The sequence below is a fragment of the Protofrankia sp. Cas3 genome, from assembly GCF_963555955.1.
In the GTDB taxonomy this organism is placed as follows: domain Bacteria; phylum Actinomycetota; class Actinomycetes; order Frankiales; family Frankiaceae; genus Protofrankia.
This window is the reverse complement of record NZ_CAUVXP010000064.1, coordinates 1-14,023: the sequence shown is the minus strand read 5'-3', so window position 1 is coordinate 14,023 and position 14,023 is coordinate 1. Positions and strand designations below refer to the sequence as shown.

Here is a 14,023-nt window from a genome sequence, read left to right as displayed (position 1 = left end):
GTCCGTTCGGCCTTGCGGAACCCGTGAAAATGGCCGGGGTGGTAGAGGTGCGAGCGGGTGCCACCCGCCGCCAGCGCCGGGCCGACCAGCACCAGGGTGTGCTTCCACAGTTTGTGCGCACGGACGGTGGCTGCGAGGTCCGCAAGTGCGCACCGCACGATCAGTTCATCCGGCCAACTCACCCGGTAGGCGATCACACAGGGCGTGTCCGGCGGATAACCACCGTCGGTGAGCTCGTCCTGGAGCTGACCGGACCGGGCCGCCGACAGGAACAGCGCCATCGTCGTGCCGTGCCGCGCGAAGCCGGCGATCTCCTCGCCCGCGGGCATCGGGGTCTTGCCGCCGCCGAGCCGGGTCAGGATCACCGACTGTGCCACCTCGGGAATGGTCAGTTCGCGTTGGATGGACGCGGCAGCGGCGGTGAAGCTGCTGACCCCGGGCACGATCGCGGTGGCGAGCCCGAGTGCGGCGCAGACCTCCAGCTGCTCCTGCACCGCTCCCCACAGCGCCGGGTCGCCGGAGTGGATCCGGGCCACGGCAAGCCCGTCACGCGCCGCCCGCCGGTAGACGTCCCGGACGCCTTCGAGCGGTAGTCCGGCCGAGTCGATGATCTCGGCGTCGTCGCGGGCGTGGGCGAGCACGTCCGGGTGCACCAGTGAGGACGCCCAGATGACCACATCCGCCTCGCTGATCATCCGTGCGCCGCGCAGGGTGAGCAGGTCCGCGGCGCCGGGGCCGGCCCCGACGAACGTCACCCGGCCGCGTGGCGCTGGTGTGGCCTCGGCCGCTGTTTCGGTCAGATCGGCCACTGTCGCCTCCGGGTTGAGATCACCGTGGACAGGTAGGGGCCGGGCTGGTCTCGGGGGAGCTCACCCGCGGGGCGGACGTCGCAGTCCGCCAGGCCCAGCGAAGCGCCGTAGACGGCTGTGCCGCCCGTGCCGCCCGTGCCGGTCGCGTCACCTGTGCCGCCGAGCCGGTCGGCTTCGGCGAGGATGTCGAGGACCTGCGGCAGCGCCCGGCCGCCCTTGTAGGCGATGACCGTGTCGTGGTCGGCCACGGCCCGCCGGTAGGCGTCCACCCCGGCGGTCAGCGGCAGCAGCGCCACCGTCTCGGTGCCCACCGCCAGCACCGTGCCGGACCGGGCGGCGAGATCCTGCAGCGCCATGATGCCGGGAACGGTCTCGACGACGACGTCGGGTAGCAGTGCCCGCACCCGGGCGGCCAGCGTGGTGAAGGTCGAGTAGACGTTGGGGTCGCCGATCGTGGCGAACGCGACGACTCCCCCGCGGCTGTCCCCCGGGCTCCCTCCCGGACGGCTTCCCGACTGCGTGCGCAGCGCCTGGGCGACCACCCCGGCCGGGGTGTCGTAGTCGGCGTCGCCGGTCATCCGGAACGGCAGGCGGCGAATCCGGTCATGGGTGACGTGTGCACGCACGGTTGCCTCGGCCCGCCCCGGCGGCGGCGTTCCCTCGCTCACCGGGACGAACACGACATCGGCCCGCTCCAGGACACCGACCGCCTTGACCGTGATCAGGTCCGGATCGCCGGGACCCACACCGACCCCGATCAGATGGCTGCCCGTCCGTACGCGGTCGCCCGCCGGAGCAGGCTGCGCGTCCATCCCGCCTGTCCTGTCCATCCCGCCTATGCCGTCCATTGCGGCCCTCTCGCCTGCCGTGCCTGCCGTGCCGCCGCGACGAACCGTGCGGCCACGCCGGGTACACCCGCCCAGTGCAGATGCAGGTAGGACGCGTGGACCCCGCCGTGCACGAAGCCTTCGGTCCGCTCGTCGGGCTCGTCGCCTGCTGGGCGGCCGCCGATCTGCCAGGCAGAGCGGACCGTCCGCTGCTGCGTGGTCAGTACCGATGTGCGGTGGAACTCGTGCGCGGTCACCGGGGTGCCGGCTTCGGCGATCGGGCTGTCGCAGGCGGCCACGGCTCGGCGGTAACCAAGAGTGAGCCGAGGGCCCATAGCGGTGTCGACGTCGAGAACCCCGCACATCGGATGCCCGTCCAGGGATCGGGCGAGGTAGAGCAGGCCCGCGCACTCGGCGCTGACCGGCGCGCCCCTTCCCGCCAGTGCTGCCACGTCGGCGCGCAGGGCCGCATTCGCGGCGAGCTCGGGTGCGTGTTCCTCCGGGAATCCCCCGCCGATGATCAACCCGTCGCAGCCTGTTGGAAGATTCTCGTCACGCAGCGGATCGACGGTGACCACCTCTGCTCCCGCGGCGCGCAGCAGCTCACTCTGCTCGGCATAACCGAAAGTGAACGCCGGCCCGCCCGTGACCGCGATCCGCACCGGCCGGCCCACCGCAGATACCGCCGGCACCGCCGACTCAATGTCATGAATTATGTCGGATGGCGACCATGGAGCCACGTTCAGTGCTGGTGCCGACCGGGCGAGGGCGAGCACGGCATCAAGATCGCATGATGCGGCGACCAGCGTGCCGAGCGCGGCGACAGCCTCGGCCGCCGCGGACGCGCGTTCGGCCGCGGGCACCAGCCCGAGATGTCGGGACGGCACCGTGGCCCGATCGTCGCGGCCCAGCACGCCCAGCACGCCCAGCACGGCGACGCCGAGACCCGCGACCGCGTCCCGCAACAGCCGTTCGTGGCCGGGCGAACCGACCCGGTTGAACACCACTCCGCCCAGGCGTACCCGCTCGTCCCAGGTGGCGAAGCCGTGCACGGTCGCGGCCACCGAGCGGCCCACCGCGGACGCGTCGACCACCAGCACGACCGGGGCGCCGGTCAGCCGGGCCACATGGGCGGCCGAGGCGAAGTCGGCGGGCTGACCGGCTTCGGGCACCGACACCCCGTCGAACAGGCCCATCACGCCTTCCACGATGGCGATGTCGGCGTTGCGCGCGCCGTGGGCGAACAGCGGTGCGATCCGATGCTCCCCGCACAGCACGGCGTCGAGGTTGCGGCCGGGGCGCCTGCTGGCGATGGTGTGATAGGTCGGGTCGATGTAGTCGGGCCCGACCTTGTGCGGGGACACCCGCAGGCCGCGGGCGGTGAACGCAGCCATCAGCCCGGTCGCCACCGTGGTCTTGCCGGCGCCGCTGGCCGGGGCTGCGATCACCAGCCGCGGTGGCAGCGGGACCGGCGGGGCTACCATTCGATCCCCCGTTGGCCCTTCTGCCCGGCGTCCATCGGATGCTTCACCTTGGTCATCTCGGTGACCAGGTCGGCGGCGTCGATCAGCGCGGGCGGGGCGGCGCGCCCGGTGACGACGACATGCTGGCGTCCCGGACGGGTACGCAGCACCTCGATGACCTCGTCGGTGTCGATCCATCCCCACTTCAGCGGGTAGGTCAGCTCGTCGAGGACGTAGAGCCGGTAGGTCTGCGCGGCCAGGTCCCGGCGGATCTGCGCCCAGCCCTCCCGGGCGGCCTCGGCGGGGTCGGCGGCGGGGTCGATCCGGGCCTGCACCCAGCTCCATCCCTCGCCCATCTTGTGCCAGGTGATGTCCCCGCCCTCGCCGCCGGCGGCCAGGGTGCGCAGTGCCCGTTCCTCCCCGATCCGCCATTTCGCGGACTTGACGAACTGGAACACCCCGACGTCCCAGCCCTGCGCCCAGCCGCGCAGCGCGAGCCCGAACGCCGCGGTCGACTTCCCCTTGCCCTCACCCGTGTGGACGATCAGCAGTGCCCTGTCCCGGCGCGCCCGGGTGCTCAGGCCGTCGTCGGGCACGACGGATGGCTGTCCCTGTGGCATGGCTAGGCAGCCCTGCGCCGGCTGGTCGCGCGGTTGGTCGCGGCCGCCAGCGCGTCGATCGGGATGGTCGTGCCGCCGAGCGCGGTCGCGAGGCGGTCGGCCAGGCCCAGGCGCACGTACCCGCTCTCGCAGTCGACGACGATGCTCGCCAGGCCGCGACGAGCCAACGCCCGCGCGGGGGTGAGCGGGTCCGGCCCGGCGGTGGCACGGCCGTCGGTGACGACGATCAGCAGCGGACGTCGGTCCGGGTCGCGGCGGCGTTCGGCCGCGAGGACCTCGCCGGCGCGGGTAAGCCCGGCTGCCAGCGGGGTCCGCCCGCCAGTCGGCAGGGACGCGAGCCGCGCCGCGCCCACCTCCACACTCGATGTCGGGGGGAGGACGAGATCGGCGCCGGAACCCCTGAAAGTGATCATTCCGACCCGGTCGCGGCGCTGGTAGGCGTCGAGCAGGAGGGACAGCACGGCGGTGGTGACCGTACGCATGCGGGCGCGGGCGGCCATCGAACCGCTGGCGTCCACCAGGAACAGGACCAGGTTGCCCTCACGTCCCGCCCGGACCGCACCGCGCCGGTCGCCGGGACGTAGTGCGAGCCCCGGGCCTACCCGCCCGCGGGCGTGCTGCCAGGGCGCGGCTGCCCGCAGGGTCGCCAGCAGGTGCAGGCCGGGTGCGTCCGGGGAGCTCGTGACGACCGCGCCGTGCGAGGTGCGGGCGCGTGAGCGGCGGCCGGGCGCGCCCAGCGGCGTTCCGGTGTCTGGGATCTCCAGCCGGCGCGGGCGGAACGACGGGCCGGGCGTGCCTGCACGTCGCTCCTGGCGCCCCTGCCCCTGCCCCGCCGTGGCGCGGTGTTCCCCGGCATCCTGTTCCGGGGCATCGTGTTCCGCGGAACGTGGGGATGGGACGACATCCGACTCGGCCGTCCGCTCCGCTGTCGTTTCCGGCCCGCTGGACGTCGGCCCGCCGCGTCCACCACCGCCACCGGGCGACGGGGGGCGATCCGGGTCCATGTCCGGGTCCATGTCAGGGTCCATGCCAGGGTCAAGGTCGGGGTCCGGACCGGTGGGGGACTCCTCCGCGTGCTCGTCCAACGCCTTGGTCAGGGCGTCTTCGTCCAGGCCGGGCGCGTCGAACGGGCCACGGCGGCAGCGGTGCGGCAGGGCCAGGCGGGCGGCCCGGCGGACGTCGTCGGCGTCGACGGTCTCCCGGCCCTCCCAGGCTGCCAGCGCGATCGCGGTGCGTGCCACGACCACGTCCGCGCGCATCCCGTCCACGTCGAACGCCGCACACACCGCGGTGACCTGGCGCAGTGCGGAGTCGGGCAGTTCGACAGCGGGCAGCCGGTCGCGGGCGGTGGCGATCCGGGCGGCCAGGGCGGTCTCCTGCACCGCCCAGCGAGCGGCGAAGGCGTCGGGGTCGGCGTCGTAGGCCAGCCTGCGGCGCACCACCTCGGCCCGCACCGGCGGCTGTCGGCTGGCGGCGACCTCGACGGTCAGTCCGAAGCGGTCCAGCAACTGCGGGCGCAGCTCACCTTCTTCGGGGTTCATCGTCCCGACCAGCAGGAAGCGGGCTGCATGGCGCACCGACACCCCGTCACGTTCCACGTGGGCGACACCGAGGGCGGCCGCGTCCAACAGCAGGTCGACGAGATGGTCGTGCAGGAGGTTGACCTCGTCGACGTAGAGCAGGCCGCGATGGGCGGCGGCGAGCAACCCCGGCCGCAGCGAGGTGACGCCTTCGGCGAGCGCCCGGTCGAGGTCGATCGCTCCGGTGACCCTGTCCTCAGAGGCGCCGACCGGCAGCTCCACCAGGCGCGCCGCCCGGGTGCTCGGCCGCGCCTCCGGTGGATGCGGGCCGTCCGGGCAGTCGGGGTCAACCGCGGCCGGGTCACAGGAGAACCGGCAGCCGGTTACCACGTTCACCGGTGGGAGCAACGCGGCGAGCCCTCGGACCGCGGTCGACTTGGCCGTGCCCTTCTCGCCGCGGACGAGGACCCCGCCGATCGCCGGGGACACCGCGTTGAGGACGAGCGCGAGCCGCAGGTCGTCCATGCCCACCACCGCGGACAACGGGTAGGCCGTCATCGTGCCCTGTGCCGGTGTGCGCCGGACTCCGTATCGATCACGAGCCGGCCGATCACGAGCCGGCGGGCGTGCGTTGGCATACCGCGGTCCTCCCTCGGGTTTCCTCGCCCTCGGTAACGGTGCGGACGGCCGGAGTATCCTGACTTCCGGATCAGCGCGCCCCCTCGGCCTTCCAACCGCTCTCGCGGCCGTGACGTACGGTGAGGGGTTGCTCCCCGGTGACAGTGGCGGGACCGCGCCGGATTCCCACCGGCTTCCTCCACTGCCGTCGCGTTTCTCAGCATGGCACACCTACGGTCATAGCGACGGTCCGACGGGTTATTCTTCGCGGCTTTCGAGGCCGCCTGCAACGCCGCCCGCAACGCCGCCTTCAAGGTCACCTTCGAGCTCCAGGTAGGTCTGGCGGAGTCCGTCGATGGTGGTGGCGTCGGGTTTTTCCCACAGGCCGCGGTCGGCGGCTTCCAGCAGGCGTTCAGCGATGCCGCGCAGCGCCCACGGATTGGACGTTTGCATGAAGTCGCGGGTTTCGGGGTCGAACACATAGGAGGCGGCCAACGACTCGTACATCCAGTCCTGCACGACACCCGCGGTCGCGTCATAACCGAACAGGTAGTCGACGGTCGCCGCCAGTTCGAACGCGCCCTTGTAACCGTGGCGGCGCATCGCCGCGATCCAGCGCGGATTCACCACCCGGGCCCGGAACACCCGGTGGGTCTCCTCCTGCAACGTGCGGGTCTTCACCGCGTCCGGCATGGCGCTGTCCCCCACGTAGGCCGCCGGTGACGCGCCCGTGAGCGCGCGGACCGCCGCGACCATCCCGCCGTGGTACTGAAAGTAGTCGTCGGAGTCGACCAGGTCGTGCTCGCGGGTGTCCTGATTCTTCACGGCCACCTGGATGCGACGGAACGCCTGCTCCATGTCGGCTCGGGCCTCCCGCCCGTCGAGGTCGCGGCCGTAGGCGTAGCCGCCCCACACCGCGTACACCTCGGCAAGGTCGGCGTCCGAACGCCACTCGCGCGAGTCGATCAGGGGCAGGAGACCGGCGCCGTAGGCCCCCGGCTTCGACCCGAAGATACGGGTCGTGGCCCGCCGCCGGTCACCGGGAGCGGCACGCAGGTCCGCGCGGACGTGGGCGGCGAGTGCGTTGTCGCCATCCGCCTCCTCGTCGAGGGCCGCGACGGCGCTCACCGCGTCGTCGAGCAGCGTGACAACGTGGGGGAAGGCATCCCGGAAGAAGCCGGAGATCCGCACGACCACGTCCACCCGCGGCCGGCCGAGCTCGGCAAGCGGTATCACCTCGAAGCCGGTGACCCGCCGGGACGCGTCGTCCCAGGTCGGCCGGCAGCCGAGCAGCGCCAGCACTTCCGCAATGTCGTCACCTTGCGTACGCATCGCGGACGTGCCCCAGACGGTCAGTCCCACCGAGGACGGATAGCTCCCGGTGTCGGCGAGGTGGCGGGCGAGCAGCGAGTCGGCGAGTGCGCGGCCGGTCTCCCAGGCCAGTCTGGACGGGATCGCCTTCGGATCGACCGAGTAGAAGTTCCGCCCGGTCGGCAGCACGTTGACCAGCCCGCGGGTGGGTGACCCCGACGGCCCCGCCGGCACAAACCCGCCACCGAGCGCTCGGAGTACGGCAGTGATCTCGTCCGGGGTGCGGTCCAGGCGCGGCACCACCTCGGACGCGGCGAACACCAGCACCTTCTCGACCTCGGTGCTGTTCGCTGACCCGGTGCTGTTCGCTGACCCGAGGACGTCCGCGCACACCCCGGACGCGGCGGCCGGATCCCAGCCGGCGGCGTCCATCCCGGTGACGAGCGCGCGGGCTGTCGTCTCGAATTCGTCCACCTCGACCCGCCCGGCCCTGCCGCCCTCGACATGGCCGAGCGCGGCTCGCAGCCCCGGCAGCGCCCGGGCGGTCCCGCTCCACACCTGCGACGCCCGCAGGATCGCGAGCACCAGGTTCACCCGCGCCGCACCGGCCGGGGCCTGGCCGAGAATGTGCAGGCCGTCGCGGATCTGGGTGTCCTTGACCTCGCACAGGTAGCCGTCGACGTGCAGCAGGAAGTCGTCGAAGGCGTCGTCGCCCGGGCGTTGGTCCAAGCCCAGGTCGTGATGGAGTTGCGCGGCCTGGATCAACGTCCAGATCTGCGCCCGCACAGCCGGCAGTTTGGCCGGGTCGAGCGCGGCGAGTGTCGCGTGCTCGTCGAGGAGCTGCTCCAGTTTGGCCATGTCGCCGTAGGTGTCGGCGCGTGCCATCGGCGGCACTAGATGATCGACGATTACCGCGTGTGCGCGGCGTTTCGCCTGGGTGCCCTCGCCCGGGTCGTTGACCAGGAACGGGTAGACCAGCGGCAGGTCACCGAGGACGGCGTCCGGGGCGCAGCCGGCGGACAGCCCGAGCCCCTTGCCCGGCAGCCACTCCAACGTCCCGTGTTTACCCAGGTGCACGACCGCGTCCGCGCCGAACTCGGAATCCAGCCAGCGGTAGGCGGCCAGATAATGGTGGGACGGCGGCAGGTCCGGGTCGTGGTAGATCGCCACCGGGTTCTCCCCGAAGCCCCGCGGTGGCTGGATCATGAGCAGGATGTTGCCGAAGCGCAGCGCTGCGAGAACGATCGCCGGTTCACGAGCCGGCCGGGAACCGTCCCGTCCTTCTTCGACGGGGACTTCGACGGGGACTTCGTGGGGGGCTTCGTCGACATACAGGGTGCCGGGTGGGTCACCCCAGTGCCGGACCATCGCATCCCGCAGGCTCGCCGGCAGGGCGTCGAACCAGCGTCGGTAGACCGAGGCGGGTACCCGGGCCGGCGCGGCCGCGAGCTGCTCCTCGCTGAGCCATTCCACGTCGTGCCCGCCGGCTGCGATCAACGTGTGGATGAGGGTGTCCCCGTCGGAGAGCGCTGTGGGTCCGTTCTGACCATCCGCCACCACAGGTTCGGGATCTCCCAGGTCGTAACCGGCCGCGCGCAGCGCGTCCAGCAACCGGATCGCGGACGCCGGGGTGTCCAGGCCGACGGCGTTACCGACCCGGGCGTGCTTCGTCGGGTACGACGACAGCACCAACGCGATCTTCTTCTCGCTGGCCGGGACGTGTCGCAGCCGGGCCAGGCGCGCGGCGATCCCGGCGAGCCGGGCCGCGCGTTCGGGGTCGGCCGCGTACACCGGCACTCCGTCCGCACCGGATTCCTTGAACGAGAACGGCACGGCGATGATCCGGCCGTCGAACTCGGGGATCGCGACCTGCATGGCCGCGTCCATCGGTGTCACGCCCGCGTCGCCCGCCGCCCATTGCGCACGCGACGAGGTCAGGCACAGCCCCTGCACCACGGGCACGTCCAGGGTGGCGAGTGCACCGACGTCCCACGCCTGGTCATCCCCGCCTGCGGACGCATCCGACGGTCGGGTGCCACCGGCGGCGAGCACGGTCACCACCAGCGCGTCGACCCCGGCGAGCAGACCCAGGACGCCGTCAACCCGGCCGGCTGCATCCAGGTTGCCTGCATCCAGGCCGCGCAGGGACGGGGCGAACACCGGGTGGGCATTGGCCCCGCGGGCCTCCAACGCGTCGCACAGCGTGTCCACGAACGCGGTGTTGCCGGACGTGGCGTGCGCCCGGTAGAACACGACCCCGACCGTTGGACGGTCGGGCCTGCGCATCCGCGTGCCGTGCACCCCGGCGGCGGGCATCGCCGCGGGCGGCGCGAAACCGAACCCGGTGAGCAGCAGGGTGTCGGCAAGGAAGCGGTACAGCTCGGCGAGGTTCGCGGTGCCGCCCTCAGCCAGATATCCCAGCGTCGCCGTGGCAACACCGGCCGGTACGGTGGAACGTCCCATGAGTTCGGCGTCGGGCACCGCTTCCCCGCCGAGCACCACCGTCGGGCGGCCCGCGGCGAGCGTCGCGGCCAGCCCGTCCGGCCAGGCCCGCACCCCCCCGAGCAGCCGGACGACCACCACGGCCGCGCCGTCGAGCAGCGTGGCGATGTCCTCGGTGGCGCTGTCGGTGGCGGCGAGCCGGGCCGGGTTGGCCACCCGCCACGGCATCCCGCTGGCACGAGCGGCCAGTAGCTCGGTGTCCGCCGTGGACAGCAGGACGATCGTGGGTTCGACGATCGTGGGTTCGTCGCCGGCGGACATTTTTAGGGCGCTCCCGGTGGTACGAAGGGAAGGGTGGACGGTGGGCCGCTGTTCAGGAGCGCGCGGACGGCGGCGGTGTCGAGGTGGTCGGCGATCAGATCGCCGAGCGCGTCGAGCCGGCGCTGGCGCACATCGGCGAAGCAGGTGGCAGCCGGGGTGAACGAGCGTCCGGCCCGGGTCGCCACGTCGATGAGCAACGCCCGGCGGAACTCGTCGTTCTCCAACAGCCCATGCCAACTGGTGCCGGCCACCGCGCCGACGCGGATGCCGTCCGCGGCGAACGGCTCACCGCCGTCGCCGTCCATGGTCAGCCGACCGTGGCGGATCTCATAGCCGGTGACCGCGAGTCCCTCGGCGCTCATGCCGGCGCGCCGGCCGAGCAGCTTGTCCCGGGCGAACGTGGTGGTCACCGGTAGCAGGCCGAGGCCGTTCACCGTCCCGGTACCGGACTCGACCGGATCGTGGATGTGCCGGCCGAGCATCTGGTATCCGCCGCAGATCCCGAGGACCGGCCGGCCATCGGCCGCGCGTGCCCGCAGCGTCGCGTCCAGACCGCATCCGCGCAGCCAGGCCAGGTCCGCCACGGTCGCGCGCGTCCCGGGTATGACGACCAGGTCGGCGTCGAGGAGGTCGGCGGGTCGGGTCGCGAACGCCACAACCACCCCGGGTTCGGCCCGCAGCGGGTCGATGTCGGTGACGTTGGACAGCCGCGGCAACCGGATCACCGCCACCCGCAGGAACTCCCCCTTGCTCACCTCCGCGGCCGGCACTTCGGTCGGCGCTTCGGCCGGCGGGAGTTCGCCGGGGTACGAGGCGAGATCGAGGGAATCCTCGACATCCAGCCACAGCCCGGACCGCCACGGCAGCACCCCGTGCACAGGACGCCCGGTGAGCCGCTCAAGCTGACGCAGGCCGGGTTCGAGCAGCCGTGGGTCGCCGCGGAACTTGTTGATGATCCATCCCGCGATCAGTGCCTGGTCGGCCGCGTCGAGCAGGGCCAGGGTGCCGAACAGCGCGGCGAACACCCCGCCCCGGTCGATGTCGCCGACGATCAGCACCGGCAGGTTCGCGGCCCGTGCCAGCCCCATGTTCGCGATGTCGGTGTCCCGCAGGTTGATCTCCGCGGGTGAGCCGGCCCCCTCACAGATCACCGCGTCGAACCGGGCGCGCAGGTCGGCCAGGCAGTCCGCGACGACCGCGGCCAGATGTGCTTTGTGCGGACGGTAACTCAACGCGTCCACCTCGGCGACCGGACGGCCGAGAACGATGAGCTGGCTGTGCCGGTCGTCGCCGGGTTTGAGCAGGACCGGGTTCATCGCCGCCTCCGGCTCAACCCCGGCGGCGGCGGCCTGCATCGCCTGGGCACGGCCGATCTCGGCGCCATCCGCCGTCACGACGGAGTTCAGCGCCATGTTCTGGGCCTTGAACGGCGCGACCCGCAGGCCTTGCCGGGCCAGCCATCGGCACAGACCGGCGGTGACGACGCTCTTGCCCGCGTCCGATGTTGTTCCGGCGACCAGCAGCGCGCCTCCAGTCACCTTCTGTTCCGTCGACGCGCCCGGCCTGACGTCCACGCTGACCGGACGGCTGACCGGGCAGTCGACCGGGCCGCCGAGGCGGCTGCGGCGACACCCGCTGACAGGACGAGCGCGCTGGCGCTGACCGCGGCGGACAGGACCGCGGCTCGCTCCAGATCGGCGGGCTGGGCGGTGCGGCCGTATCCCATCACCGGCCGGTGTTCGACTCCGTGGTGGTAACGCAACGTCCCGCCCAGGCGCAGCCCGAGCGCACCGGCGAAGGCCGCCTCCACCTGGCCGGCGTTCGGACTCGGATGGCTCGCGCCGTCGCGGCGCATCACCCAGTAGGCGTCAACGGGCGAGCCGCCGACGACCGGCGCACACGCACATGCCAGTAGCCCCGCGACCCGGGAAGGTAGGAGGTTTGCGAAATCGTCCAGGCGGGCTGAGGCCCAGCCGAAGCGGGCGTGGCGGCTGCTGCGGTAGCCGACCATGGCGTCCAGAGTATTGATCGCCCGGTAGCCGAGCAGGCCGGGAACGCCACCGACGGCTCCCCAGATCAGCGGACCGACGACCGCGTCCGAGGTGTTCTCGGCAAGAGACTCGACCCCGGCGCGGGAGAGGCCGGCCGTGTCCAGGACGGCCGGATCCCGACCGCACAGCGCCGGCAGACGGCTTCGGGCTGCGGCCACATCGCCGCGGGCGAGGTCACTGCCGAGTCGGCGGCCGTGGCGGCGCAGGGACGTCCCGCCGAGGACCGTCCACGTGGCCGCCGCGGTCAATGCCACCGATGTCGTGCGTTGACAGCCAAACCGACGCCCGGCCCTGGCCACGCCGGTGCGCGCCAGAGCGCCGAGCACGACCGTGCCGCCAGCGAGTACGGAGGTGTAGGCCAGACCAGCGGCCCGGCTGTCGTGGTAGAGCAACCGTTCGGCATGGTCGGCAACGGTGCCGAAGGCGGCCACCGGGTGCATCCGCGCCGGGTCGGCGAGAACGACATCGAGTGCGGCGCCGGCCAGCAAGCCGGCGGCGTGGACCCATCCGGGCATGTGCATCCCCCGCGACGTGTGGCTGGAGATCGACTTTTCATCGCCGGCGGCCTGGCGGTGTGGCCGGGCACTCAGCGTCAGGAGGAACTCCAACCGGTTTCCTCCGTGTCCCTCGCGTGTCCATCGGCTGGGGCTTGGTGCATCGGCTGGGCCTGATGAGCAGAACAGATCCCCCGGCTTCCGGTCAAGTGCGCCAACCTGCCACGGCCGAACCACCCGTCCGCTCCCTCGCTCCCGGGCTACCTGGCCGGTGACCGCAACGATGCGTTCGTCGACTCCGGCACGCCAGGGTCTGGCCTGCGCTTTCTGGTCTCGGAGAGAACACTGGTGTCCAGCAGATAGTTCATCCGCCGATACCAACGTCGATCTCCCTGGGAAAGTCCTTTTTGCGCGTGACCTCGATCTCCTCCATAACGGAGACGACGTCGTCATCAAAGTACGGCGGGCCGAGAAGAAGCTCGATGAGGTTCTTGTTCGGCGCAGTCAGTCTTCGATATTCATCGATGTCGATAACGACGGCGATCTCCTCGCCATGCCGGGTGATGGTCTGTGGACCGTCGTTCTGCGCGGCGCGAAGCACCTCGCAGAAGCATTGTTCTGCTTCTTGAACCCGCCAGCTCATCGTGACCTCCAACATCAACCGCCGGATAGTCCGTGTATACAGGTTAGATTCTGCCTTGCCAGTTCATCGGTCGACTCGCCCGGTGTAATGGGACCTGATCCGGCCCCAGTGCGTCTTCGTTCAGGGTGTGCAGTTCCTGGGTTGGTCCTGGCCTGCGACCTTGAAGTCATTGCAGGTCATGAACCGATCGTTGTGGCGGCCTGTCAGCCATCCGGCCGCAGCGACGAGGGCTGTCATCACTATCAGGACGGCAAGCGGCCGGCCCCGGAGTGTTTCCAACGAAGGTACGACAACGCGTGCGAGCAGCAGTAGGACGTACGGGACGGAGGTTGCACCAATGATGACGCCCAGCGCCATAAGAATCGGCGATGACTCCGCCGCGGTGAGCGAACCGGTCACGCTCAGGGCGAGGACCATCCAGATAACAGGTGCGGCGAGCAGAATCCGTCCCGACACGGCCGGGATCCTGACTCTACGGGGGGCTTCATGGGGCGCAAGGAAACTGGCGCCGAACGCGATGGTGCTGGCGACCACGACAGCGTAGACGTCCTCGTAGAACACCGTGTTGTACGCGCCGAGGTTGAAAGCCACCCGCCAGGTGATCAGCCCGAGTGTGATCGCCGCGACGAGGAAGCTGCGATAGCGGTCGGCGGACATCAGGGAATGCCGCCGAAGAGATCTTCGCCGGGGTCGTCCCGTTTCCCGTGACCGTCCCGTGTGTTGTGGATGGTGCGGCGGTAGGGGTTGCGTCGGGGGGTGCGGGTCGGGTCGATCCATCCCGGGGGGATCCACTCGGGAACACCGTCGCCAGCGATGCGTACCTGCCAGTCGCTGTGGTGGAGTGTTCGGTGGTGCTGGCCGCAGGTCAGTACGAGGTTGTCCAGGGCGGTGTGGCCTCCGTGGG

General features: G+C 71.5%; 10 protein-coding genes, 1 pseudogene and 1 riboswitch. All 11 genes and pseudogenes read right to left on the bottom strand.

Going from position 1 to position 14,023, the window contains the following annotated elements:
* Window positions 1-800 (bottom strand): precorrin-4 C(11)-methyltransferase (gene cobM, locus U9983_RS13840; RefSeq protein ID WP_416211392.1); only part of this gene is annotated, 800 nt, incomplete at its 3' end.
* On the bottom strand, window positions 797-1,621 hold the full coding sequence (cobI, locus tag U9983_RS13835) for a precorrin-2 C(20)-methyltransferase (RefSeq protein ID WP_322754416.1): 825 nt from the start codon (window positions 1,619-1,621) through the stop codon (window positions 797-799). The genes cobI and cobM, both read right to left, overlap by 4 nt.
* Window positions 1,622-1,644: 23 nt before the next feature.
* Entirely contained in the window at window positions 1,645-3,120 is a 1,476-nt protein-coding gene (locus U9983_RS13830) for a cobyrinate a,c-diamide synthase (protein WP_322754415.1), read from the bottom strand.
* Window positions 3,114-3,719 carry a cob(I)yrinic acid a,c-diamide adenosyltransferase gene (gene cobO, locus U9983_RS13825; RefSeq protein ID WP_322754414.1) on the bottom strand — a complete coding sequence of 202 codons (606 nt, stop codon included), beginning with the start codon at window positions 3,717-3,719 and terminating at the stop codon, window positions 3,114-3,116. The genes U9983_RS13830 and cobO overlap by 7 nt, the downstream gene beginning before the upstream one ends.
* 2 nt (window positions 3,720-3,721) lie before the next feature.
* The gene (locus U9983_RS13820) at window positions 3,722-5,797 is read right to left on the bottom strand and encodes a VWA domain-containing protein (protein ID WP_322754413.1); all 2,076 of its coding nucleotides are present in this window, start codon (window positions 5,795-5,797) and stop codon (window positions 3,722-3,724) included.
* A gap of 132 nt (window positions 5,798-5,929) precedes the next feature.
* Window positions 5,930-6,057: riboswitch (cobalamin riboswitch) on the bottom strand.
* Between the two features lie 58 nt (window positions 6,058-6,115).
* Window positions 6,116-9,931 carry a cobaltochelatase subunit CobN gene (gene cobN, locus U9983_RS13815; RefSeq protein ID WP_322754412.1) on the bottom strand — a complete coding sequence of 1,272 codons (3,816 nt, stop codon included), beginning with the start codon at window positions 9,929-9,931 and terminating at the stop codon, window positions 6,116-6,118.
* Between the two features lie 2 nt (window positions 9,932-9,933).
* Window positions 9,934-11,469, bottom strand: a complete 1,536-nt coding sequence (locus tag U9983_RS13810; protein WP_322754411.1) for a cobyric acid synthase — start codon at window positions 11,467-11,469, stop codon at window positions 9,934-9,936.
* On the bottom strand, window positions 11,466-12,497 hold the full coding sequence (locus U9983_RS13805; RefSeq protein ID WP_322754434.1) for a cobalamin biosynthesis protein: 1,032 nt from the start codon (window positions 12,495-12,497) through the stop codon (window positions 11,466-11,468). Before U9983_RS13805 ends, U9983_RS13810 begins: the two co-directional genes overlap by 4 nt.
* A 343-nt stretch (window positions 12,498-12,840) precedes the next feature.
* Window positions 12,841-13,119: a type II toxin-antitoxin system Phd/YefM family antitoxin gene (locus U9983_RS13800; RefSeq protein ID WP_322754410.1), complete on the bottom strand. Its 279-nt coding sequence runs from the start codon at window positions 13,117-13,119 to the stop codon at window positions 12,841-12,843.
* 120 nt (window positions 13,120-13,239) lie between these two features.
* Entirely contained in the window at window positions 13,240-13,776 is a 537-nt protein-coding gene (locus U9983_RS13795) for a hypothetical protein (protein ID WP_322754409.1), read from the bottom strand.
* Window positions 13,776-14,023, bottom strand: a pseudogene (locus U9983_RS13790) (hypothetical protein); the annotation flags it as partial. The gene U9983_RS13795 and the pseudogene U9983_RS13790, both read right to left, overlap by 1 nt.